A 23,497-nucleotide genomic window follows, 5' to 3' on the forward strand; every position below is an offset into this window, starting at 1 on the left:
TTTCTTGAAGTGAGGTGTTTTTAGTTGTAAACAAGGAACGTCTCCTGTCATATAAAACATACTTTCATATGCAAAATACTTCACTTTTGTTTTTTAATATTCATCCAATAAGAAATATTGATCTACTGAAAAAGTAGTAACCTATAAATTATGTGTAGGATGGTTCACGATTTTTTTACGTTCCAAACTTTGAACAAATAGCGCTTGAACAATACCTCCAACTAATAAGAAGCTAGCACAAATATAAAACAGTATACTTCCATTTAACTTACTTAATATAACTGCACCAATAATTGGTCCACACGTTCGAGATATATCCCAGTGTATACCGTAAATTGAAAAATATAAACCACGTTTATCATGAGGTGCAATTTCTGAAACGAATCGTAATAAATGGTTTAGAGCAATACTTTCTCCAATGACTAAAAAGAGTAAGGTGAAGAATAACGACAATATCGTCGTTGAATAACTAAAGCCAACTGCAGCTATTGTATAGCAGGCGTAAGAAATAAGGATGATTTTCGCCATAGAAAATCGTTCAGACCATTTTACGAGGAAGATTTGTAGAATGATTTCCAAAATGGCTTTGCATGTTGAAATAAATGCGAGTATGAATACGAGATTAGGAAATACATGTTCTGCAAAAATACGATAATTCGTCTCAGTTTGTGCATAAAAAAAGCTAATAGGAAGTGTAGAAACCATAAGACCGAATATGGCGTAATGTTTAAAAGCAAATTGCTTTGGTGAACTTGCCTCAACTGTTTGTTTCGACTTACTTATAGGTGGAACAGTTTCTGGGAGCTGGGTCCAAACAACAACGGCATATATCGTAAGAGTTACACTTTGCACGATAAATAAATATTCTGGGTGAGTATTATAAAAACTTGCACCGATTAAAGGGCCGACTACGGATCCGATTGCTCCCATCGTTTGTAGGAGAGCAAAAATTTCTGCTTGCTGCTCTTGTTTTGTTAAATCAGCAATTTGTGCACGTTGAGCTGGAATATATAAGGAACGGCCAATACCATTAATGACATATAACAGTGCAAATATAAAAACGGATTGAGCGAAAACGAAACTACCGATTGCAACACCTTGTAGTAATAATCCGAGTAACATAATCTTTTTTCGGCCATATTTATCAGTAATTCCTCCAGCAATAAGTGTAAATAAAATGTCTGAAAGTGGCTGTAATCCGAAAATTAGCATAGTTATTATTACATTGCCGTTTAACATTTTATTGACGTAAATAATCATAATGAGAGCTAACATAGATTCAGTCGTTCGGGTTAATAATTCACCACACAATCTAATAAAAATAGGTTTATTGTAACGAAGTAAGAGATAATTCAATATTAATTCCTCCTTTCTATATTGAAATGATAAGATGAAAGGAGAGTTGGAAAAAGGGTAGAAACTATAGGGAGGATTTTTCACCTTTTAGGGGGAGTATGATGTTTATTTTAGATCAATACATTGAACTATGGATTGCTTATGGAAAAGGAAAAAAAGAGGGAGAACGATTGGAAGTAACAGTGCAAAATATATCTGGTACATTATTTTGTACAGAGCGCAATAGTAAATTAATTATAAAAAAATTAGATGAGTTAAATTGGATTAAGTGGTTTCCAGGTCGCGGCAGAGGAAATCGGTCTAAGTTAATATTTCAAAAGCACCCGATATCTTTAATTTTAGATAGAGGAAAAGAAATAACGAAAAAAGGGGATGTGAAAAGCGGAAGTATATTTGTGGAACGCTATAGCTCACATTTTCCATCGGTAAAGGGAGAATATCATTCTTGGGTGGATTCAATATTTGGTCATAAGGTTGAAATGACATCTGAAGGGAGAAGAGATGTACTCCGGTTGCAAGTACAAATGAATTTAGATATCACATTAGATCCTGTATACGCTACAATGCGCTCAGAATGCCATATGGTAAAACATATATTCGACACACTCGTGTATGTAGACGGTAATACAAACATTATAGAGCCAAGACTTGCATTTCACTGGGAATATAATGACGCTGAAAAAATATGGACGTTTTACTTACGAAAAGGAGTTCACTTTCATAATGGAAAACAACTTACTGCACATGATGTTATATACTCGTTGAATCGATTTATGAAGCTGGAAAATAATGCACACGCATGGATGTTACAACACGTTGAAAGTATCCGTTCAGTGGATGACTACGTTTTCGAAATTCAATTACATACAGAAAATCGAATGTTTTTACATATGCTAAGTGCAGAACAGTGTTCTATCGTGAATGAAGATGAAGCAGGAGGGTTAATTGGAACAGGGCCTTTTCAATTATATAAAAGTAATGAAAATCTGTTCATTTTAGAAGGACATCCTTTATATTTTCGTGAAAGACCTTTTTTAGATCGTATTGAGTTGTGGAATGTAGAACAAGGTGTAAGTACATACGATGTTTTAGTAAAGGCGCAGTATAAAGATAAAGAAAAACATAATAAAGAATTGTCTCGGCTTGAGTCGAACGTGACATATATAACATGTAATCTTACGAAAGAAGGACCAATGCAAGATGCGTTATTTCGGAAAGCGTTATATAACATCATTCATGGTTATACAATCGTTCAAGAACTCGGCGGAGAACGTGGAGAAGTGGCAAAGAAACTAATATTAGCAAATGAAAGCATAGTAGATATTGACGAAGATATCGAAAGTTTAATTAAAAGGAGTACTTATCATAGTGAAGTGCTACAACTCTACACATTTACAGGACGAGATCATGTTGAAGATGCACAATGGATACAAAAAGAGTGTGCGAAGTACGGGATTCGTGTAGAAAATAATTTTCTTGAGATAGAAGAGCTATTGGAAGTAAGTACGATACAAAAGGCCGATATGATGCATGATAGTGCCACAATAAGTGAACGAATAGAAGATAGTTTATTATATATGTTTCTTACAAAAAATAGTTTTATTCATGGACAAAGCAGCATGGACTTTCATGAAAAGTTGTCTCCTTATTTTAGACAAGAAGAATTAGAGAAAAGAGTTACACTGTTACGCGATATCGAGGATACTTTGTTACGTCAAATTCATATTATTCCTTTATATCGTAATAAACAAGAGGTAAGTACACATGAAAAAGTTCAAAATATAATGATTAATTCACAAGGTTGGATTGATTTTTATAATATTTGGTTTAAATCTTGATATATAAGGGCTTTTGCACATTTTCATAAGATGTGTAAGAGCCTTTTTTGTATGTAGGAATAGGTTTGTTTTACACATTGTTACGCTACTTGTGATAAAAGTCTATTTACAGCGTAACAGTGTTATGTTACATTGTTGTCAGGAAGGAGTGTTATACAGTTGAGTACAGATTTAATTTCAAAAAAAGATTTATTAGAACTAACTGGTATTTCATACGGACAGTTATATAGGTGGAAAAGAAAAAATTTAATTCCGGAAGATTGGTTTGTACGAAAATCAACGTTTACAGGTCAAGAGACATTTTTTCCGAAAGAAAAGATATTAGAGCGTATCGATAAAATCCAAACGATGAAAGAGGATTTATCACTTGATGAACTAGCTAACATGTTTTCACCGAGTGTGAGAGAAATTCTTTTAACAAAGGAAGACATTTTATGCAAGGGAATTGCATCAGAACCAGTTTTACAATTTTTCATAGAACAAACGAATAAAACAGCAGAGTTTCAATTTGTAGACATTCTTTATGTGTACATGTTAGAAGAATTACTACAATCAGGAGAGATTAGTTTAGAAGAAGGAAAAATGGTCTTGCAAGTTTTACGTGAAAATTATGAAGCAATGAAACATAAAACTTGTGACTTAATCATCGTCCGAAAGTTAGGGATTTCTACATGTTTATTAGTTTCAAACGTGGACGATTTAATTTTTGAAAAAGGCACCAAAATCGTTTTACGCGAAGCGATTATGAAATATACCGAAGCATTAAAAACTAAATTGTTGTAGTGGAGGAGAAAGTATGCGTACAGATAATTTGATTATAAATGGTTACGGTTCATCGAATGGTGGCGAGTTTCATAAAGTGCAATTAAACGGAAAAGGAACTGTGAATGGAAATGTTGAATGTGAGCAATTTGAATGTAACGGTTACGGTGCAGTTACTGGCGATTTGAAAAGTAGCAGTGCACGAATTAGCGGATCTGGTAAAGTTGATGGCACAGTTCATGCTGAAACGATGCGAATTGATGGAAAAGCAACAATTACGCAAAATGTAAAAGCAAACAGTTTGAAAATTGCAGGAAAAGGTACGATAGGTGGAAATGTCACTGGTGAAGAATTTAAAGTCAATGGTCAAGCTACAATTGACGGTAATTGTGAAGTGGATACTTTTTCTTCAGAAGGACAATTTACAATCGGTGGTTTATTAAGCGCAGATGAAATTAATATAAATATTCACGGTACATGTCGAGCGAAAGAAATTGGTGGTCAAACGATTAAAGTAAGACATAGATCAGGTACATTTAGTAGGCTATTTAAAACAGTATTTGGCTTGCAGTTAGAAGCTGAACTATTAGAAGGTGACAATATCGATATTGATTATGCTCACATAAGAACGGTAAGAGGAAACAATGTTACAGTAGGAGCAAACTGTGAGATTGAACTGATTGAATATACCGGTGTTCTTACTGTTGATAAAAATGCAAATGTAAAAGAAATTAAGCAGGTTTAACGGAAGGGAGAAATCAGTATGGAACATCCACATAGTCTCACAGTAAATGGTTCTGGTAATTCAGCAGGCGGAGATTATAATAAAGTGAAGATTCGCGGTGAAGGAACAATTACCAATGATATGAGTTGCAATGAGTTTAAAACGTACGGAACGAGTGATGTACGCGGTAATGTGAAAGTGAAAAACTATGTCGTGTATGGAGATAACGAAGTACAAGGAAATGTAGATGCGGAATATGTAAAAGTATATGGTAATACACAAATTCATGGTGATGCTCATATTGAAAAAACAAAAGTTAGAGGTATGATAGATATTGAAGGAAAGTTTTCAGGTGATTTCGTAGATGTAAAAGGTGCTTTAAATGTAAAGGGAGATATTGAAGTAGAAGATTTATCATTAACTGGTGGTCTTGAAAGTGATGGATTACTTAATGCTGAAAATATTCAAATCTCACTTCGTTATGAAGGCAGTAAGGTAAGAGAAATTGGTGGTAAAAAGATTACTGTTCGTAAAAAAGCGAGATTTATTCCTTTTACTAGTCATGCTGGAAACCTCCAAACTTCGATTGTTGAAGGAGATGATATCTATTTAGAACATACGATTGCTGAAGTTGTAAGAGGCAACAACGTCACAATTGGTCCTGGATGTGAAATTAGTGTTGTAGAATATCATACTAGTTTTAATCAAAAAGGTAATGCAGTCGTAAAAGAACATAAACAAATATAAGTAGTATGAGGGAGAGCAAGAGATATGGTTGAGAAGAATAATAAGCTCGGCTTTGTTGTGGCGGGCTTATTGCTAGGTATTTTAATGGCATCGATGGATAATACCATTGTCGTAACGGCGATGGGAACAATCGTTGGTGACTTAGGAGGCCTCGAAAACTTTGTATGGGTCGTTTCTGCCTATATGGTCGCAGAAATGGCAGGCATGCCGATTTTCGGTAAGCTATCAGATATGTATGGTAGAAAGAGATTCTTTATTTTCGGTTTAATTGTCTTTATGATTGGTTCGGCACTTTGTGGTACTGCTGAAAATATTACACAGTTAGGTATTTATCGTGCCATTCAGGGTATTGGCGGCGGGGCATTAGTGCCAATCGCGTTTACTATCGTTTTTGATATTTTCCCACCTGAAAAACGCGGGAAAATGGGTGGTTTATTCGGAGCGGTATTTGGATTATCTAGTATTTTCGGGCCATTACTTGGCGCATATATTACCGATTACATTAGCTGGCACTGGGTATTTTATATTAACTTACCACTTGGCATTTTAGCACTTATTTTTATTACATTCTTTTATAAAGAATCACGCGTTCATAGGAAGCAAAAGATTGATTGGTTTGGTGCAATTACTTTAGTTGGTGCAGTAGTTTCTTTAATGTTTGCGCTTGAACTAGGCGGACAAAAATATGATTGGGATTCTAGCTTTATTTTAAGCTTATTTGGTGGATTCGCTATTTTAATCATCGCATTCATTTTTATTGAACGAAAAGTAGAAGAACCAATTATTTCATTTGAGATGTTTAAGCAGCGCTTATTCGGAATGAGTACAATTATTGCTTTATGTTACGGTGCTGCATTTATGTCAGCAACTGTGTACATTCCGTTATTTATTCAAGGTGTATACGGTGGTACCGCAACAAACTCAGGATTATTACTTTTACCGATGATGTTAGGATCAGTCGTAACAGCGCAGTTAGGCGGATTTTTAACAACTAAACTTAGCTACCGAAACATTATGATTATTTCTGCGGTTATTATGCTAATTGGACTATTCTTATTAAGCACGTTAACACCAGAAACAAGTCGTGCATTATTAACAGTTTATATGATTATTATCGGATTTGGAGTCGGTTTCTCATTCTCTGTACTAAGTATGGCAGCTATTCACAACTTCGGTATGGAACAGCGCGGGTCTGCGACTTCAACGAGTAACTTCATTCGTTCGTTAGGAATGACACTAGGCATTACAATCTTCGGAATGATCCAAAGAACAGGTTTCCAAGATCAATTAGAAGAAGCATTTAAAGGGATGAGCGGGGGAATGAATACAAACGCTTTAGGGGATTCAAGAGCTATTCTATCAGAATCGGCAAGATCTCAAATCCCTCCGCAAATATTAGATAAGATTATTGACGCTCTTTCTAGTTCAATTGTTCAAACATTCATGTGGGCATTGGTACCAGCTGGATTAGCATTCATATTCATTTTCTTTATGGGAAATGAGCGCATGGTAATTAAGAAACAACAAACGAATAAAAAGAGTGAAACATCAAAAGCATAATGAAAAAGCTCCTTTCTAATTGGAAAGGAGCTTTTTCGTATGTACGGATTTAGATTAGCCTTCGATAATTTCGTATTCTTCGTCTGCTAATAGTAAAATTTGTGTTTTCTTACCTTTGTTTTGAACTTCGATTACATCGTAAGCACCTAAGTCTCTTACTTTGCTTTGAGAAGCGTTAACCATAACTTCAATAGAATCAATTAAGATATCTTCTTCAATGTATGATTCAGGCAATGCCATATCTTCAGTATCTAATACACATGCGTATAGATTTTGTAAGTTTTCAGCAGTTGGGTTTTGTTCCTCAACATCAATGATGTTTTTTACTGCTTCCATATTTTCCTCTTTTGCTTGGTATACTTTAATTTTAGCCATTGTTTTAATCTCCTTTATAACGTAATCGTAGAGGCTACACCTTATTATAACGTTTTTTTCATGAAAGATGAAATTGTTATATGTATTTATAGTAAAAATTATGTGTCCTTACTCAAAAATGGTGTGATTTCCATATAAATGTACGATTAGGTAACGATATTGCTACGTTAACGTTATATTGTCCAAGCTTTTCTTATTTTCTTCTCATATATATGTAGTAGCAATTCTATATAGAGAAGGGATGGAGTGTAAGTGGGGTGTGAACCGAAACGTAATTGTGGGTGTTGCCAAAATAGTATATGTGAGTTTTTACAAAGTCTAGAACCGTATACTAAAGTTGAAAGTATCATAATAGAAGGAAACGAAATTGCTGTATCTTATTTTCTTTCATTTAATAAGAAAACAGGTATCGTATCATTCGTACAAGAAGACAATGAGGTTATATTTGTCGATTGTTCAAAGATTGATGCAATTCGAATAGGGAAAGTATGTAGCTGCAAAACAAAAGTTAAATATATTGAAGAGGACTTTAGCTTGCTAGGAAATGTTTGCCCGCATTGTTTAACAGAGGGGAGTACAATCTTTTTCGATTTTAACAATCCTGAATTAAATGTGTCTTTCCAAGCAACAACAATTAATCCACCTAGATGTACTGAATTTACAGATGATCTCGGGAATGTAGTAAAGCAAATTACTATAGTAGGTGAGGCGAGAGTTTCTAGAGATTTTGTTCAAGTACCTGAACTGGTAGGTTTTCGATTACTTTTATCACATCCAGCTGGAGACCCTTTAAACTACGGATTATTATTTATTAATTTTCCTGATACGATTTTTATTTTTATATTGGCATCAAGCGGATACCTTTCCATTTCGAACTGTTTAAAAATAGAGGGCGGAACTGGTGATGCCGAAATAGAAGAGATGAAAAAAATGATAGAGGATGACGTTAACACGTACAAATCAGTTGTTAAATTGACTAAAGTATATAAGAACGGTGAGACGGAATCTTTTATTTATAAAAATGAGTTATAACACATGTATTTAAATGCACCCTCAAACTATTGTTGAGGGTTGTTACATAATTAATTATGTTGGTCCTTCAAACCGTTTGTTAACGGGTAAGAAATATATTTATTGTTGACTTATTTTATATGTTGATCATTTCATAGTTAGTAGATGTTATAATCATTTTATGTTTACTGATATTTTATAAATATTCGAAGTTTTAATTTAATAGTCAATTGCTTTTATGATGAACAGGTGGGTATGTATATGAATACGAATTATGGAGCGCTCATGAAAATGTTAAGAGTAGTTGATTCTAAAGAAGGCGGGAATGTAAATGATATATGAAGCGAATATACATACAAGAAAAAAACTAGTTTCTATGTTTGAGGATTTCAATAACGTTGTTTTACTTTCTTATTTACAAGGGCATATGGGTACTGCTTGGGTAAATGATCTTGAAAATCCAAAAGTAGCACAAGTTACGGTAGGGATTTTTACATTTTACGCTGGAGACCCAAATACGAAAGAAACAGAAGAGTTATTACGTAATATTCCAGAAAGAATTTTAGTTATCGTAAATAGTGAAGAGTGGAAACAACGCTTAGAAACATTCCATGAAAGAAAAATAGATAAGTTTTTACGTTATAAATTCAAACGAAATCCAGAAGTTTTTAATCATTCAAAATTAAAATCTTTTATATCAGCACTTCCAAAAGAATATGAGTTAAGAAGAATAGACGAGCATATCGCAAATAGCCCTACATTACATAAGATATCTGAAGATTTCACAAGTCAATTTCATTCGGTAGAAGATTATATAAACCGTGGTATAGGTTATAGCATTTTATATAACGGAGAAGTTGTATGCGGTGCATCCTCGTATAGTATTTATAATGATGGGATTGAAATTGAAGTTGCGACTGATCACAATCATAGAAGAGAGGGCTTGGCAACTGTAGTAAGTGCAGCTCTTATATTGGATTGCTTAGAAAATGGAAAGTATCCAAACTGGGACGCAGCGAATACTACATCTGCTAAACTAGCAGAAAAGTTAGGATATGAATTTGATAAGGCATATGATACTTATTTTGTGGATAATAGATGAGTGAAGGAGTTACATACTAAAAAATAAATGCGCCCTAGTACGTAAGTCTAGGGCGCATTTATTAGTTGGTAAATATCTTCATAACAATCATATCATATTTTATCTTTTGAATGTTTGGAATTAAAGATATTTATGTGACTTTTTGAAAAAATAAAAGAGCAGCTAGCAAAAGCCAACTGCTCCCCTCTCAGGAGGAATGGAGAAATACAATCATATTATCTATAGTATTGACGGAACATAGAGTTTTAATCAAAGCCCGATTGGTGAGGGGTTTGATTAAAACTCCCACTGATTAAAGTTTCACTTTATTATATTTACAATTTAAATAGTAGAACGTGTTTATCGTAGTTCTCCAAACACCAATTATATTTTTTTAGAATAATTGGATGGACTGCTTCTGTCGTAGTATCGACTTCAGTATATCCATATTTCTTATAAAAGTTTTCTAATTCCTCAAAAGGAAGACAATATACATTTTGTATTTGTGATTTTTTCGCAGTTTCTACTAAAAATGAAACAAGCTCACCAGCTAATTGAAGCCCTCTAAATTGAGGCAGAATAAAAATCCCGCCCATTTCTAAAGTATCTTCATCTATTTGGACTAATCGGCCAACACCTGCATACTCGTTGTTATATGTAATAATTGCAACTTTATCTCTTTTTAAATCACTTCGTACAAATCCTATTGAGTCATATTGATTATTAACCCATTCTAAATCGTTAGATGTGGCCAATTGAATACTCATATACATCCTCCTTGGAAATACTAGCGCTTTCTTCATTATATAGAACATAACATACTATATCAAAGGAACCTTGAGGTAGCCCATTTGTTTAAGTTATTAGTTAAAAGTGTGGGGTTGCTGGCATTGAAATGATGGCTTCACCAAACATAGGATAATAATCTTGTGAATTTAGTGTTACATAGTCAAAATAAAAATTAGTTCATGCGTTCGGTAATGCACGATGGTTTAAGTGTAGAGAAGATCATAGGGGTATTTTAATTAGTAGCTACTGTATTCATTGAAGTTATTAAGGAAATGTCGTAATCCCTAGCCTTAGTGATACAAATCATATTATGGTTTAGTAAAAAAACTCTTCCTGAAAAAGAGGGGGATTAAAGATAAGAGCACTTCGAAAAGTGCCCTTCAGTAAACGACTACTTATTCTAAAAAGAAAGGATGCAATATATTATATGAAGTTTAGTGTATTTAAGTATGGGTCTTTTATATAAAAGTTTTATTTTGTTCCGAATAAAAAGGCGGTTGTTTCCGCAACCACCTTTCAGTAAAACAAAGCACTTTTTATGAAATAAATTATGGATGGTCCCTAAAAAAGGTTATAGGATATACCCACATTTTTATAACTAAAGTGACGAACTCAGGTTATAAGGAAGGAACAATTATATTGTATGAAATCTATTCTAGAGTAGTCACAAAGAAAGTTGTCTTCTTATTAGAAGGCAGCTTTTTTTATTAGAAAAAGAAGTAGAAGATTAAGTTACTTGTCCAAACAAATTTTAAAAAAATACATAAAATGCTATTAGTTAGTCAATATTTTAATATTGCTAATTTTTAAGACTAAAAGGGGTGATTTTATGTGTGAATGTGAAGTTTGTAGACGAAAGAAAAATCGGGATCCATTAAACCGGGAGTTTGAGCCGAAAAAACGAGTTCATGAGCCAAAAAAAGAGGATTGTGAGCCAAAAAAAGAGGATTGTGAGCCAAAAAAAGAAGATTGCGAATCATTAAATGATTATTCGTTTAGTAAAAATGCAAATTTTTTAGAGGCAGCTATACAAACAGATGAAATCGATCAAATTTCTGAGGAATATATTGAAATAGTTGATTCAGCAGATGTACAAGTTACTACTACAGATACAAAAGCTGCGCTATCTATCCAAGCGGCATTACAAGCAGCTATCGTAGTTGTAGTAAGTATTTCTATAGCAGATAGTGAAAAGGCAGATAAAATAACACAAGAATTATTTCAAAAATCAGCTATTAAACAAATTAATAGACAAAAAACATTTATTAAAAATTCTAGAAACGTAACCGTAACAACTACTGATACAGATATTGCAGTGAATATTCAAATTCTCCTTCAAATTTTATTAGCTTTATTAGTTAAACTAAACATTTTATAAAGTGTCTATCCTATTGATATTTAGCTATAAGTTTTCACTCTAAGTAAATGTTTTTTGTTGTAATACGTGGTACAAGCTTGGAGTTTTTATTATGACTGAATTAATATTCAAGATTAATGGTAAAGCAAGTGTGGAAAACTACAAATAAAGATAAAATACATGATTTAACAGTAATGAAACTTATATTTATGTGAAGTGAAGGAAAGCTGTCTTCTTATTAGAAGTCAGCTTTTGATTTTATTAGCAAAAAGAAGTGAAAATAGAAGATTAAGTTACTTGTCCAAGCAATTTTTATTTCATTACATATAATGCTCGTAGATATTTAAAATTTTTATAGAAAATTGATTGGAGTGAATATTGTAAATGGATGATTTAAACAAATTTTCTTCCTTTAAGTTTGATAAGGATCAAAAGAATATAATTATAGACCTTTTACTCTCAGATATTTTTAATAGGCATGGGATAAATGAAGAAAAATTAAAAAATTTATCACCAGAAAAAAAGCAGCAAATTAAAAGTATTGTTTCTGAAATACAATCACAAGTTAATAATTATTTAGATTGAAAGGGGGTGAACGCATGGACAAAACATGTCATTCAGATGAAAATAAAAAGTGGAGTGCATTAGATTCCTCAAATCCTCATCCATCTTTTAAAAATGCTAGCGTTTCAGAAGCAGCTGCGCAAGAAAGTAAAACGTATCAAATTTCTGAAGAATCTATTACAATTGTAGATTCAGCAGATGTAGAAGTTACTACTACAGATACAAAAGCTGCTTTATCTATTCAAGCAGCATTACAAGCAGCTATCGTGGTTATAATAAGTATTTCTATAGCAGATAGTGAAAAAGCTGACCGTGTAGCACAAGAATTGTTTCAAAAATCATCTATTAAACAAATTAATAAACAAGAAACTGTTATTAGAAATTCTAGAAATGTTACAGTTACGACTACGGATACAGACATAGCAGTAAATGTTCAAATTCTTCTCCAAATTTTATTAGCTTTACTAGTAAAATTAAATATTTTATAAAATGTTTAACTTGTTTTTATCTAGTGATTCTTACAGGTGAATATTCACTGTTTTAATTATAGTACAGGCTATAAATATTTATCATAACTGGACTAATATTCAACATCACCAAAGTATGAATGTAAACAAACAATGTGATGGAAAATAAAGTTTGGTTATTTTATGAAAATGTAAAAGCCATTTCCTTTATTGGATTTGGCTTTTCAATTTTAAACAGTATGAATTTGAAAAGATTATATTAAGATAAAGAATTAAAATATAATGATACAAAATACTTATAAAATTATTCGTGTTTTAGAAAAATAATAAGAAAAAGGTGTTTAAAATAGAATCATTTTCATTAACAGTTCAAGTTTTGAAGAATAGTGCATACAATATAAAGTGTTTTCCTTTCTTCATTTAAGTTTTACGTATATAATTTAAAAGTACTATTTTTATTTTATTATTTTATATTTATAACAGAATAGAGGTTTAAAAATGGGTGTTAAAATCATTACGGATAGTGCGGCGGATTTACCAGTAGAATTGCTGCAAGCATATGATATTGATTTAATTCCACTCCGTGTATATGATGAAGCAGAAACAGAGTATTTAGATGGAGTAACATTAGAGTCAGTTACATTATTGCAAAAAATGAGAGAAGGCGCTGTTTATAGAACGTCATTGCCTTCACTTGAAACGTTCCAAGAAAAATTTGTTTCTTATGCAAAAGAAGGTAATCCTTGTATATATTTAGCTTTTTCATCTGAACTGTCTGGTACATATCAATCATCAGTTGTCATTAAAGAGGAAGTAAAAGAAACATATGCTAACTTAGATTTAGAAATTATTGATACGAAATGTGCTTCGCTTGGTCAAGGTCTTGTCGTTTTAGAAGCTGCTAAAATGGCAAAAGACGGCGCATCAAAAGAAGATATTTTAAAGCGTGTTGATTTTCTAATGAGCCATATGGAACATATCTTCACTGTAGCTGACTTACAGTACTTAGTGAGAGGTGGACGTTTAAGTAAAGTCGCAGGATTTATCGGTGGTTTACTAAACATTAAACCGATCTTAAACGTGGAAGAAGGAAAACTTGTACCACTTGAAAAGGTACGAGGGAAAAAGAAAGTATTAAGCCGTATTGTTGATATTATGGAAGAACGTGGTAAAGACCTTAAAGGTCAAACAATCGGTATGACTCACGGTGACGATTTAGAAACAGCGGAAGCATTAAAATCATTAATTACGGAAAGATTTGGCTGTGAAGTATTTATCGTAAATACAATTGGTGCAGCAATCGGTGCACATACAGGACCTGGCGTTATAACGTTATTTTTCTTAAATGAAGTAGAGTAAAGGATTGATCTTTTGATCAATCCTTTTTTATTTTTTAATCTGTGATAATCGGTCGATATGGTATTGATGAAGATAAAATCTTTGAAGTTTTCCTATATCAAATGCAATCTTGTAGAGGGATTATTTTTTATATGTGTAATGATACTTAATGGTAGAAGAAAAGAGTATAAATAAGAATATATTTATAGGAATTTAAATATTTGAAGATATCGAAATTTTTCCATTTCATATATAATTGTGTGTGGAGAAATATCTGTAACTATTTGTAAAAATAGGAGGCGGCTATAAAAATGCAAGAAAGTGCTAGATGGGATTTAAATCGCTTGTATTTGAATGAGGATATTCTATTTCCGATTTTGGAGTTGAAAGAGCAATATTTTGTAACAAAAGATGTAGAGATTCTTTCAAAGCTTATACAAGCTATTGAAAAAGCAGAATACTATTTGTACTGTCGATCGGTTGAAGAAAGTGTTCCATCTGACCTTACTAAATTGACCGTGAAAGTGAAGGAACTAAAAAGTGAATTACAGCAAGTAATAAAACATAATGAAGTGGAAACTTCAGATAATACTAAGTTAATAAAAGATGAACTTAATGCGTGGGAAAATATGTACATACAATTACGGGATAGGATAGAAATAGAGCACAATAATAAACTATTATCCTTTGGACAAGCAAATACTATTGCAATGAATAGTGATAATGAAAAGGAAAGATTAGAAGTATTCGATTCATTAACATGTGCTTTACATAAGGAAAAAGAAATCTTTGCTACTGTATTAAATCAAGTAGGGAGATTGCGTAATGCAAAGAGTAATGAAATAGAAGATAGAGAGATTTTAACACAATCTTTTCATGCGAATGGCATTTCAGAAACTGTATTATTCCAAATGTGGAATGTGACAGAAGAAAACCTTGATAAATTAGTAAGTGCTTTAAACGTGTATAAGAAAGGGAAAGCTTCGATTACATGGCATGAACTTATGACAGTAAAGGAAAGTAATGAGGTCATGATTCCTTTTTCAGTAGCAGTACAAAACGTTTATGATGCATGTAAGAATATTGATCAAGAATTAGCAGAATTTGCACGTAATGCGATAGAAAGTGGATGGATAGATGCTGAACCGAGAGAGAATAAACCACCAGGTGGGTTTTGTGCTCCATTTTTCAGTGAGAAAGAATCGAGAATCTCCATGCGTTATGATGGGAGTATAGATAGTGTAAGAGTGCTCGCTCATGAATTAGGACATGCTTGGCATTTTTATAATATGAGTTTTGAACAATCTACATCTTTTTTAGATGATTATTTGCCGATGAGTACGGCTGAATCAGCATCTATTTTCTTTGAAACGGTACTCTTAAATTATCTAATTGAAACAACGGATAGTAAAGATATGAAAAAGTCATTACTTAGCTGGAAAATAAGAAATAGTTTTAATTATGTAATGGCAATACGAGCATCGTATCAGTTTGAAAAAACATTTTATGAAAAATGTAAAGAGGGTCCATTAAGTGCTGATGAAATTGAGAAATTATCTATAATGGCACAAAAAGAAGCTTATGGAAAAGCTTTAAGTGAATACCAGCCGTTTGTATGGATGAAATATATTCAATTTTATATAGCAGATGTTCCTTTTTACAATTATCCATACACGTTTGGATATTTAGTAAGTTTTAGTTTATTAGAAATAGCTCAAGAAGGTAAAAGTACTTTTCATTCGAAATATAAAGAGTTCTTACGAGAAACAGGAAAGGCTCCAGTAGAGGAGCTTATGAAAAAACATTTTGAAATAGATATAAGAAATTATGAATTTTGGAATAAAGCTTTTATTCAAATTTCTAAAGACATTGATGAATATTTGCAGCTTATATAAGGGGAGAGTATAGTGGATCAACAGTTTATAAAAGGTATACCTTTTTCAACTTTAGAATATGCAAAAGCTATAAGTTTATTAAAAGGTTGGGTACATGAACAACAAGAGAAACCAAGGTTTGTAGTAACTGCAAATCCTGAAATTGTTATGTCTGCAAAGGAAAATACGGAAAAATCAAAGGAGTTTAAAAAGATGTTACTATCTGCGGATTTAATAACAGCGGATGGGATTGGTGTCATAATTGGCTCGAAAATATTAAAAGGAACTTTGAAAGAACGTGTTACTGGGGCGGATTTAACTCACGATTTAATAAAATATTGTAACGACAATGAATATCGTGTCTTTCTTTTTGGAGCTGCGCCAGAAAGTAATAAAAAGGCATTAGAAAAATTAAATGAGCAGTTCCCAGGAGCACAATTTAAAGGACAGCATGGATTTGTAAATGGTGAAGAAATAGAAGAAATAAAAATGAAAATTAAGCAATTCAAGCCGCATTTATTACTTGTAGGACTAGGTTCACCAAAACAAGAAGAGTTCATTTATGAAAACATACAAACATTAAACGTTCCGCTATCTATTGGTATCGGGGGAATGATTGATATAATATCTGGTACTGTAAAAAGAGCACCGAAAATAATGAGGGATACTGGAACTGAATGGCTGTATAGGTTACTCTCACAGCCGAAAAGATTAAAGAGACAACTTGTACTTCCGAAATTTTTATTGTCGGTTATGTCAGAGAGGATTAAAGGGATTAATTAATAAAGGGGACTACATACATGAACAGAATCGGCATTATCGGAGCAATGCAAATTGAAATAGATTTACTTTTAGAAAAGCTAGTAATACAAGAAGAACAGACAATAGCGGGAATGCCATTTTATATTGGAGAATTCATGGGAACAGAAGTAATTATTGCACGTTCTGGTGTAGGGAAAGTAAATGCAGCTGCATGTGCGCAAACATTAATTCATAAATTTAATGTAGACTCTATCATCAATACGGGCGTTGCTGGTGGATTACATCCAGATGTAAAAGTTGGTGATGTAGTTATTTCAACGAATGTTACCCATCATGATGTAAGTAAAAATCAAATGAAAAAATTATTCCCGTTTCAAGAGGAGTTTATTGCAAGTAAGGAATTGATAGAGTTAGCACGTAAAGCATGTAACAGTAATAGTTCAAATATTCAAGCTCACGAAGGAAGAATTGTAAGTGGTGAATGTTTTGTTGAAGATTCAAAGTTAAAGGCAAAATTAATAGATGAATACGCACCTCATTGTACAGAAATGGAAGGTGCAGCAATTGGACATGTTGCCTACATAAATGATATACCGTTTCTTGTTATACGATGTATTTCTGACAGTGCAGATGATGAAGCTCAAGTTTCTTATGATGATTTCGCGAAAACTGCTGCGAATTATTGCTCAGAAATTATTATTGAGATGCTTAAAAATATATCTGGTAAAACTATAGTCCAAAAGGAGAGATAGGAATGTTACAAGCATTAATTTTTGATATGGATGGAACATTATTTCAAACAGATAAAATTTTAGAATTATCGTTAGATGATACTTTTGATCACTTAAGATCACTTCAATTATGGGATACGGTAACACCGATTGAAAAATACCGTGAAATTATGGGTGTGCCGCTACCGAAAGTTTGGGAAGCTTTATTACCGGACCATTCTATTGAAATAAGAGAACAAACAGATGCATATTTTTTAGATAGACTAATTGAAAACATAAAAAGCGGAAAAGGCGCTTTATATCCAAATGTAAAAGAAATATTTACATATATAAAAGAAAATAATTGTTCAATTTACATTGCTAGTAATGGTTTGAAAGAATATTTACGAGCAATCGTAACGTATTATGCTTTAGACAAGTGGGTGACTGAAACGTTTAGTATTGAACAAATACAATCGCTAAATAAAGGTGACTTAGTTAAAAGTATTATGAACAAATATGATATAAAAGAGGCAGCGGTAGTTGGTGACCGGCTATCTGATATAAATGCAGCGAAAGACAACGGTTTACTTGCAGTTGGGTGCAATTTTGATTTTGCGCAAGAAGATGAACTTGCTCAGGCTGATATAGTAATAGATGATTTAATAGAGTTAAAGCGGATACTGCCTGCTGTACAGAGATAAATAAAGTGTGTGCATTTTTTCCAAGTCCTATATGTCTTATTTTATGGAGGGAGTATGCTTAAAAATAATTTTAAAATTAGTAATATTCCTGCGATTTTATGGGGAGAGAAGAGTGAAAAAGTTTTTATTGCAGTACATGGAAATATGTCAAATAAGGAAGATATAGTTATTCAAATATTAGCTGAAGAAGCCAATCAAAAAGGCTATCAAGTATTAAGCTTTGATTTACCTGAGCATGGAGAAAGAAAAAATGATAACACTCCTTGCAAAGTACAGTTTTGTGTTAGTGAATTATCTATAATTATGAACTACGCAAAAGTACATTGGAAAGAAATAAATGTGTTTGCATGTAGTATGGGAGCGTATTTTAGTCTTTTAGCTTATCAAAATGATGTGCTAGAAAAGGCATTATTTTTATCACCAGTAGTTAATATGGAACGAATTATCGAAAATATGATGAAATGGTTTAATGTAACACCGGAGCTTTTACAAAAAGAAATGACTATAGAGACACCTATTGGTCAAAAGTTATATTGGGATTATTTATGCTATGTAAAAGAGCATCCTATTAGTACATGGAATACAGATACATATATTATGTACGGAGCTAAGGATGAGCTGTGCGAATTTGAAACTATTAACTATTTTACAAAAAAACATCGTTGTGAATTAGAAGTTATGGAGACGGGTGAACATTACTTTCATACTGAAGAACAGTTGAAAATATTTGAACAGTGGTTACACAAGCATATCAATTAACAAATTATAATTTAACTTATACCTGCTAGAGAAGAATGGTGAATTTATAAACTGATATTATATTTGAGAGACATTATAAATGTATATGTATTCATTTAAGTAAACAGGTGCTTTAGTTCAATAAGAATTACACAACTTTAAAGAGCCTTACCACACACTAGATTGTAGCAAGGCTCTTATATTTTCATAATAAAATTAATTAACTGTATTATCGATTTACATATGAAGTGAAGTATATGCATACTATGAATTAAATAAAGTAACAACCATAAAAATGCTCAGAATAAATGATTCTCGAGCATTTTTATGTATTTTCGTACTTAGGGGGAATGGACTTGAAAGATATACATATTCAACAAATAGAAAATTTAATGGAATATGAATTCAGTCATCTCGTTCAAGACAGTGAAGAAGAAGGGTTTAATTTCCTTATAAGACTAATAAATGAATATAAAAACAAAGTAAATGTATTCAATAAAACTGGAGAATGTTTATATGGTATTTTCCAAGGGGATATGTTAATCGGAGTTGGAGGTTTAAATAAAGATCCGTACACAAAAGACAATAAGATTGGGCGGTTGAGGAGATTTTATATTTCCAAGGATTATCGGCGTATAGGGTTAGGGAATTTATTATTAAATCAACTATTATGTCATGCGGAAAAGTATTTTGAAGTGATTGTTTTACATGCTGACACGAAGCAAGGGGATGTGTTTTATACTTCAAATGGATTTGTAAAAGGGGGATTATATAAGGGATCGAGTCACTACAAACTATTATAGAGATTGCTATCCAAAGAATAGCTACGGAAAGGTATTTTCGTTGATAAATCGATATATTTTAAAAATCCCTGATATATATGAAGGTGCGACCCTTATATTAAAAACAACTTTTATAATTTCATTTACCAAATTGTTATTATAAAAAAGAGCACCTTAGCTTTTAAAATTTAGCTTATAAGGTGACTCCTTTTCATTCAATTACATTTTAACCTTCATTTGTTTCAATAATAATCCTGGTTTACCTTTTACATAATAAAAATGCGGATTATTTTCATCATCATAAAGCATAATATAAGGCTTTTCTTTTAGTGGGAGTAGTATAAGTATTTCGTCTATTGTAGTGTGTAACCATTGATTAGTAATAGAAACCGGCTTAGATAAAGGGATTTTTATCATATAGCCATCTTTTGGAACGACATTTAAGTTTTTAAATGGACCAGTAATTGATTTAGCGTATTGAACTGCTTCTTTTTGGATTACTGGATCTAAAGATTGTTTTTGAATGACCATTTCTTTTTGACAATCAAATACTTCAATTTGTTGATTTGTATTTGCGAACGCATTTGTTGATAATAGAAATAGAAGAAGAGAAATGACCCCGATTTTTTTTATCATAGTACAACACCTCACCATTACTATCCCCTCAAAAGCTTTAAATATTTTTCTGTCACATTCATGTAACAAAGATGTTGTATGATACAATTGGTTTTTGTTTAAAAGCAATGGAGGAAAAAATATGAAAGTTTTAATTGCAGATGACGAACAAGATATGTTAAGGATTTTAAAAGCTTATTTTGAAAAAGAAGGATTTGAAGTTTTTTTAGCAAAAGACGGGGAGGAAGCACTTCAAATATTTTATGATGAAAAAATTGATTTAGCTATTTTGGATTGGATGATGCCAAAACATAGTGGTATTACTGTCTGTCAGGAAATAAAAAAGAATTCAAGCGTAAAAGTATTAATGCTTACGGCGAAAAGTGAAAGTGAAGATGAATTAGCAGCGCTTCAAAGTGGGGCAGATGAGTACGTGAAAAAACCATTTCATCCAGGAGTACTAATTACGCGAGCGAAAAAACTTATTCAGCATGATGATATTATTCAAGTACAAGATGTAAAGATAAATTTCGCCAAAAATAAAGTATATAAAAATGATATAGAGTTAGAAATTACAAAAACAGAGCTCGAATTAATAAAATGCTTTTTAAATCATAAAGGAACAATTTTAACTCGTAAAAAATTGCTAGATATTGTCTGGGGATTTGACTATTTTGGAGAAGAGAGAACGGTTGATACACATGTAAGAAGGCTACGTAAAAAAATTGGAGAAAATATTATTAAGACGCATCGTGGGCTGGGTTATAGTTTGGAGGAACAAAGTGAATAAACTTGGGAAAAAGTTATTTTTAAGTATTTCTGCAACTGTTATTCTCATCTTTATGATTTCATTATTATTCATTAACAATCTCTTACCGAACTATAATATTTATAAAACACGTGAAAACTTAAATAAATTTACAACACAAATACAAAATACAACAGTGGAAAATATAGAGGATGTTATTCATACAATTGAAAGTGAAAATAACGTTACAATTGCGTATACGCCAATTAATCAGTCGGAAGATGCTATGAACGACGCGTTACGCATGCAACTTACGAAAAAGAAAGTAACGTTAAATAAGCTTTGGATTACGAAAGACGAAGTTATGAAAGTGAAGACGGAAGGGCAATCGAATAAACTGTACGATCAAGGAAAGGTAAAAGCGAGTTTTTTTGCTAAATATATTGCGAAAGATGATACGATAATTTTAATTGGGACTTCCATTGCGAATTCAAATGAAATTATAAATACGTTAAATACATTTTACTTATATATCCTATGTTTCTCGCTCCTTCTTATTATTTTACTTGTGTGGATACTTTCAAAAATAATAACGACACCACTGAAAGAGTTAAGTGATGTGGCTCAGGATATTTCACATTTGCAGTTTAAAAGAACGAAAGTGAAAACGAATGATGAAATAGGAGAGTTGGCCAATAGTATTAATATCATGAGTGAAAAACTACATGAAGCACATCAAGACTTAACTGATCGTAATGAACATTTAAAACGATTTATGGGTGATGTAACGCATGAATTAAAGACACCGATCGCATTAGTAAAAGCATACTCTATGGGGATTAAAGATGGATTAGATGATGGGACTTACGTAGATACAATTATTAAACAAACAGATCAAATATCAAACTTAATTGAAGAACTATTACGATTTTCTAAACTAGAAAGAGATATTTTACAAAAAGAAGAATTCCCCATTGAATCACTGGTCCAGAGTATATTAGATAAGCATCAGATTGAACTGGATTCGAAAGAAATTAACTTGCAAGTAAATTGTAATGCGGGCAATACAATCGTTTATGCAGATTTAAATAAAATGAGAATGGTGTTTCGAAATTTAATTTCTAATGCGATAAAATATACAGCAAATCAAAACATAATAATTACATTAGAAGATAGAAATAAAAGTATATATTTCCAAATAAAAAATGGCATTCCTACGGATAAAATTAAGAATATCGAGAAAATTTGGGAGCCTTTTTATGTACTAGAATCTTCTCGTAGTAAAGAAAAATCAGGTACAGGATTAGGTTTAGCGATAGTGAAAAGTATTTTAGAAAGGCATGGTTTTGAATATGGAGTTTCCTCTATAGATGGAGAAATTCAATTTTATATAAATGTGAAAAAGGACTAATGAAAATATTAGTCCTTTTTGCAGCTTTAGAGATTAGCGATATAGGATGAATCACCATAATTTTCAAAATTGATGTATTAAATGGAGAATTAGCAAATGTTCTACTTTCATTAAATTCACGTGAAGTTCACAGGAAAACGTTATATTTACATAGTTATATTTGAATTTAATGAAGTGAGGTATTCAGATTTGAAAAGAAAGAAATTAGTAATTGGTAGCATTTTAATGGGTATGACGTTATCTTTATCTGCATGTGGTTCATCAGATAATATTGTAACGACAAAATCAGGAAGCATTTCAGAAAGTGATTTTAACAAAAAATTAAAAGAAAACTACGGTAAACAGAATTTATCTGAAATGGTAGTAGAAAAAGTATTACATGATAAATATAAAGTTACGGATGAAGAGGTAACGAAACAACTAAAAGAATTAAAAGACAAGATGGGCGATAATTTTAATACATATATGGAATCCAATGGTGTGAAAAATGAAGATCAGTTGAAAGAGAAATTAAAGCTTACTTTTGCTTTTGAAAAAGCTATTAAAGCAACCGTAACGGAAAAAGATATTAAAGATCATTATAAGCCAAAGCTTCAAGTTAGCCATATTTTAGTAAAAGATGAAAAGACAGCAAAAGAAATTAAAGAAAAATTAAATAGTGGCGAAGATTTCGCGGCATTGGCTAAACAATATTCAGAGGATCCAGGTTCTAAAGAAAAAGGTGGGGAACTATCTGAATTTGGACCTGGTATGATGGTGAAAGAATTTGAGGATGCTGCGTATAAGTTAGAAGTTGGTCAATTGAGTGAACCTGTTAAATCTTCTTTCGGATATCATATTATTAAGCTAACGGATAAAAAAGAGCTTAAACCGTATGAGGAAGAGAAAGAGAATATTCGTAAAGAATTAGAACAGCAACGTATACAAGATCCTCAATTCCATCAACAAGTTACTAGAGAACTGCTTAAAAATGCAGATATAAAGGTATCTGATAAAGACTTGAAAGATACCTTTAAAGAGTTAGAAAAATAATAAATGGAATGTAAGGCAAGCGATAGAAATATCGGTTGTCTTTTTCTCTATTTATCCCGCTATTTGCCGGGCAGTAAGACCCCACCTCAAAATTCAGCGAAAGCAAAGAAGTGGCCCTGCTGATCGTAAACGCCCAATTGGTGAGGGCTGAT

At 32.1% G+C, this 23,497-nt stretch carries 24 protein-coding genes; 20 read left to right on the forward strand and 4 right to left on the reverse strand.

Going from position 1 to position 23,497, the window contains the following annotated elements:
• Window positions 1-141: 141 nt before the first annotated feature.
• Window positions 142-1,356 (reverse strand): MDR family MFS transporter, encoded by a 1,215-nt coding sequence (locus DN404_RS27920; protein ID WP_001108463.1) that lies wholly within the window; start codon window positions 1,354-1,356, stop codon window positions 142-144.
• Between the two features lie 101 nt (window positions 1,357-1,457).
• Here DN404_RS27920 and DN404_RS27925 point away from each other — a divergent pair, with 101 nt between their 5' ends.
• The 5 genes from DN404_RS27925 to DN404_RS27945 all read left to right on the forward strand — a co-directional run bounded on the left by DN404_RS27925 (window position 1,458) and on the right by DN404_RS27945 (window position 6,987).
• The gene (locus DN404_RS27925) at window positions 1,458-3,194 is read left to right on the forward strand and encodes an ABC transporter substrate-binding protein (RefSeq protein ID WP_016122689.1); all 1,737 of its coding nucleotides are present in this window, start codon (window positions 1,458-1,460) and stop codon (window positions 3,192-3,194) included.
• A 159-nt stretch (window positions 3,195-3,353) separates the two neighbouring features.
• Window positions 3,354-3,977: a YhbD family protein gene (locus DN404_RS27930; protein WP_000102241.1), complete on the forward strand. Its 624-nt coding sequence runs from the start codon at window positions 3,354-3,356 to the stop codon at window positions 3,975-3,977.
• 13 nt (window positions 3,978-3,990) lie between these two features.
• Complete coding sequence (locus DN404_RS27935; protein ID WP_001258384.1) at window positions 3,991-4,701, forward strand: bactofilin family protein; 711 nt, start codon at window positions 3,991-3,993, stop codon at window positions 4,699-4,701.
• 18 nt (window positions 4,702-4,719) lie between these two features.
• Window positions 4,720-5,427 (forward strand): polymer-forming cytoskeletal protein, encoded by a 708-nt coding sequence (locus DN404_RS27940; protein ID WP_000400908.1) that lies wholly within the window; start codon window positions 4,720-4,722, stop codon window positions 5,425-5,427.
• 24 nt (window positions 5,428-5,451) lie between these two features.
• Entirely contained in the window at window positions 5,452-6,987 is a 1,536-nt protein-coding gene (locus DN404_RS27945; RefSeq protein ID WP_000229616.1) for an MDR family MFS transporter, read from the forward strand.
• 54 nt (window positions 6,988-7,041) lie between these two features.
• On the opposite strand, the gene DN404_RS27950 is transcribed toward DN404_RS27945, so the two are convergent.
• Window positions 7,042-7,362: a hypothetical protein gene (locus DN404_RS27950; RefSeq protein WP_001062733.1), complete on the reverse strand. Its 321-nt coding sequence runs from the start codon at window positions 7,360-7,362 to the stop codon at window positions 7,042-7,044.
• Between the two features lie 252 nt (window positions 7,363-7,614).
• Between DN404_RS27950 and DN404_RS27955 the strand changes: the two genes are divergently transcribed.
• Both DN404_RS27955 and DN404_RS27960 read left to right on the forward strand, forming a co-directional pair.
• On the forward strand, window positions 7,615-8,394 hold the full coding sequence (locus tag DN404_RS27955; RefSeq protein WP_078187068.1) for a BC_2878 family exosporium-associated protein: 780 nt from the start codon (window positions 7,615-7,617) through the stop codon (window positions 8,392-8,394).
• Between the two features lie 310 nt (window positions 8,395-8,704).
• Entirely contained in the window at window positions 8,705-9,475 is a 771-nt protein-coding gene (locus DN404_RS27960) for a GNAT family N-acetyltransferase (RefSeq protein WP_149215724.1), read from the forward strand.
• Between the two features lie 314 nt (window positions 9,476-9,789).
• Here the strand turns inward: DN404_RS27960 and DN404_RS27965 are convergent, their stop codons facing one another.
• Window positions 9,790-10,221, reverse strand: coding sequence for a GNAT family N-acetyltransferase (locus DN404_RS27965; RefSeq protein WP_000027163.1), 432 nt, complete (start codon window positions 10,219-10,221; stop codon window positions 9,790-9,792).
• Between the two features lie 851 nt (window positions 10,222-11,072).
• Here DN404_RS27965 and DN404_RS27970 point away from each other — a divergent pair.
• The 10 genes from DN404_RS27970 (at window position 11,073) to DN404_RS28015 (ending at window position 19,560) form a co-directional block, all read left to right on the forward strand.
• On the forward strand, window positions 11,073-11,621 hold the full coding sequence (locus tag DN404_RS27970) for a spore coat protein (protein WP_016122685.1): 549 nt from the start codon (window positions 11,073-11,075) through the stop codon (window positions 11,619-11,621).
• Between the two features lie 363 nt (window positions 11,622-11,984).
• Window positions 11,985-12,185, forward strand: a complete 201-nt coding sequence (locus DN404_RS27975; protein WP_000342253.1) for a spore coat protein W — start codon at window positions 11,985-11,987, stop codon at window positions 12,183-12,185.
• Between the two features lie 14 nt (window positions 12,186-12,199).
• Window positions 12,200-12,652 carry a spore coat protein gene (locus DN404_RS27980; RefSeq protein ID WP_000361676.1) on the forward strand — a complete coding sequence of 151 codons (453 nt, stop codon included), beginning with the start codon at window positions 12,200-12,202 and terminating at the stop codon, window positions 12,650-12,652.
• Window positions 12,653-13,129: 477 nt separating this feature from the next.
• On the forward strand, window positions 13,130-13,990 hold the full coding sequence (locus tag DN404_RS27985) for a DegV family protein (RefSeq protein ID WP_000538278.1): 861 nt from the start codon (window positions 13,130-13,132) through the stop codon (window positions 13,988-13,990).
• A gap of 290 nt (window positions 13,991-14,280) precedes the next feature.
• Complete coding sequence (locus DN404_RS27990) at window positions 14,281-15,864, forward strand: M3 family metallopeptidase (RefSeq protein ID WP_001158169.1); 1,584 nt, start codon at window positions 14,281-14,283, stop codon at window positions 15,862-15,864.
• A gap of 12 nt (window positions 15,865-15,876) precedes the next feature.
• On the forward strand, window positions 15,877-16,626 hold the full coding sequence (locus DN404_RS27995) for a WecB/TagA/CpsF family glycosyltransferase (RefSeq protein ID WP_006922103.1): 750 nt from the start codon (window positions 15,877-15,879) through the stop codon (window positions 16,624-16,626).
• Window positions 16,627-16,643: 17 nt separating this feature from the next.
• Complete coding sequence (locus tag DN404_RS28000) at window positions 16,644-17,357, forward strand: 5'-methylthioadenosine/adenosylhomocysteine nucleosidase (RefSeq protein WP_001079720.1); 714 nt, start codon at window positions 16,644-16,646, stop codon at window positions 17,355-17,357.
• A 2-nt stretch (window positions 17,358-17,359) separates the two neighbouring features.
• Window positions 17,360-18,019: an HAD hydrolase-like protein gene (locus DN404_RS28005; RefSeq protein WP_149215725.1), complete on the forward strand. Its 660-nt coding sequence runs from the start codon at window positions 17,360-17,362 to the stop codon at window positions 18,017-18,019.
• 54 nt (window positions 18,020-18,073) lie between these two features.
• Window positions 18,074-18,778, forward strand: a complete 705-nt coding sequence (locus tag DN404_RS28010) for an alpha/beta hydrolase (protein WP_149215726.1) — start codon at window positions 18,074-18,076, stop codon at window positions 18,776-18,778.
• A 287-nt stretch (window positions 18,779-19,065) separates the two neighbouring features.
• Window positions 19,066-19,560 (forward strand): GNAT family N-acetyltransferase, encoded by a 495-nt coding sequence (locus tag DN404_RS28015; protein WP_113304098.1) that lies wholly within the window; start codon window positions 19,066-19,068, stop codon window positions 19,558-19,560.
• A 198-nt stretch (window positions 19,561-19,758) separates the two neighbouring features.
• Here DN404_RS28015 and DN404_RS28020 read toward each other — a convergent pair whose 3' ends face one another.
• Window positions 19,759-20,175: a hypothetical protein gene (locus DN404_RS28020; protein WP_006922097.1), complete on the reverse strand. Its 417-nt coding sequence runs from the start codon at window positions 20,173-20,175 to the stop codon at window positions 19,759-19,761.
• 121 nt (window positions 20,176-20,296) lie between these two features.
• On the opposite strand from DN404_RS28020, the gene DN404_RS28025 reads away from it, so the two are divergent.
• The 3 genes from DN404_RS28025 to DN404_RS28035 all read left to right on the forward strand — a co-directional run bounded on the left by DN404_RS28025 (window position 20,297) and on the right by DN404_RS28035 (window position 23,345).
• Window positions 20,297-20,944, forward strand: coding sequence for a response regulator transcription factor (locus DN404_RS28025; RefSeq protein ID WP_000865970.1), 648 nt, complete (start codon window positions 20,297-20,299; stop codon window positions 20,942-20,944).
• On the forward strand, window positions 20,937-22,313 hold the full coding sequence (locus DN404_RS28030; RefSeq protein ID WP_149215727.1) for a sensor histidine kinase: 1,377 nt from the start codon (window positions 20,937-20,939) through the stop codon (window positions 22,311-22,313). The genes DN404_RS28025 and DN404_RS28030 overlap by 8 nt, the downstream gene beginning before the upstream one ends.
• Window positions 22,314-22,502: 189 nt before the next feature.
• A complete protein-coding gene (locus DN404_RS28035) occupies window positions 22,503-23,345 on the forward strand; it encodes a peptidylprolyl isomerase PrsA (protein WP_002204764.1) in 843 nt (280 codons plus the stop codon).
• The last annotated feature ends 152 nt before the right edge of the window (window positions 23,346-23,497 follow it).

The organism is Bacillus sp. TE8-1 (assembly GCF_008368855.1).
GTDB lineage: Bacteria > Bacillota > Bacilli > Bacillales > Bacillaceae_G > Bacillus_A > Bacillus_A cereus.

Excerpts from the sequence above, each read along its gene's own strand:
- DN404_RS27965 (WP_000027163.1), bottom strand. The coding sequence starts at position 10,221 with ATGAGTATTCAATTGGCCACATCTAACGATTTAGAATGGGTTAATAAT.
- DN404_RS28005 (WP_149215725.1), top strand. The coding sequence starts at position 17,360 with ATGTTACAAGCATTAATTTTTGATATGGATGGAACATTATTTCAAACA.
- DN404_RS27935 (WP_001258384.1), top strand. The coding sequence starts at position 3,991 with ATGCGTACAGATAATTTGATTATAAATGGTTACGGTTCATCGAATGGT.
- DN404_RS28020 (WP_006922097.1), bottom strand. The coding sequence starts at position 20,175 with ATGATAAAAAAAATCGGGGTCATTTCTCTTCTTCTATTTCTATTATCA.
- DN404_RS27975 (WP_000342253.1), top strand. The coding sequence starts at position 11,985 with ATGGATGATTTAAACAAATTTTCTTCCTTTAAGTTTGATAAGGATCAA.
- DN404_RS27970 (WP_016122685.1), top strand. The coding sequence starts at position 11,073 with ATGTGTGAATGTGAAGTTTGTAGACGAAAGAAAAATCGGGATCCATTA.
- DN404_RS27940 (WP_000400908.1), top strand. The coding sequence starts at position 4,720 with ATGGAACATCCACATAGTCTCACAGTAAATGGTTCTGGTAATTCAGCA.
- DN404_RS27950 (WP_001062733.1), bottom strand. The coding sequence starts at position 7,362 with ATGGCTAAAATTAAAGTATACCAAGCAAAAGAGGAAAATATGGAAGCA.
- DN404_RS27925 (WP_016122689.1), top strand. The coding sequence starts at position 1,458 with ATGTTTATTTTAGATCAATACATTGAACTATGGATTGCTTATGGAAAA.
- DN404_RS28010 (WP_149215726.1), top strand. The coding sequence starts at position 18,074 with ATGCTTAAAAATAATTTTAAAATTAGTAATATTCCTGCGATTTTATGG.
- DN404_RS27990 (WP_001158169.1), top strand. The coding sequence starts at position 14,281 with ATGCAAGAAAGTGCTAGATGGGATTTAAATCGCTTGTATTTGAATGAG.
- DN404_RS27985 (WP_000538278.1), top strand. The coding sequence starts at position 13,130 with ATGGGTGTTAAAATCATTACGGATAGTGCGGCGGATTTACCAGTAGAA.
- DN404_RS27980 (WP_000361676.1), top strand. The coding sequence starts at position 12,200 with ATGGACAAAACATGTCATTCAGATGAAAATAAAAAGTGGAGTGCATTA.
- DN404_RS28000 (WP_001079720.1), top strand. The coding sequence starts at position 16,644 with ATGAACAGAATCGGCATTATCGGAGCAATGCAAATTGAAATAGATTTA.
- DN404_RS28025 (WP_000865970.1), top strand. The coding sequence starts at position 20,297 with ATGAAAGTTTTAATTGCAGATGACGAACAAGATATGTTAAGGATTTTA.
- DN404_RS27945 (WP_000229616.1), top strand. The coding sequence starts at position 5,452 with ATGGTTGAGAAGAATAATAAGCTCGGCTTTGTTGTGGCGGGCTTATTG.
- DN404_RS28015 (WP_113304098.1), top strand. The coding sequence starts at position 19,066 with ATGATTCTCGAGCATTTTTATGTATTTTCGTACTTAGGGGGAATGGAC.
- DN404_RS27960 (WP_149215724.1), top strand. The coding sequence starts at position 8,705 with ATGATATATGAAGCGAATATACATACAAGAAAAAAACTAGTTTCTATG.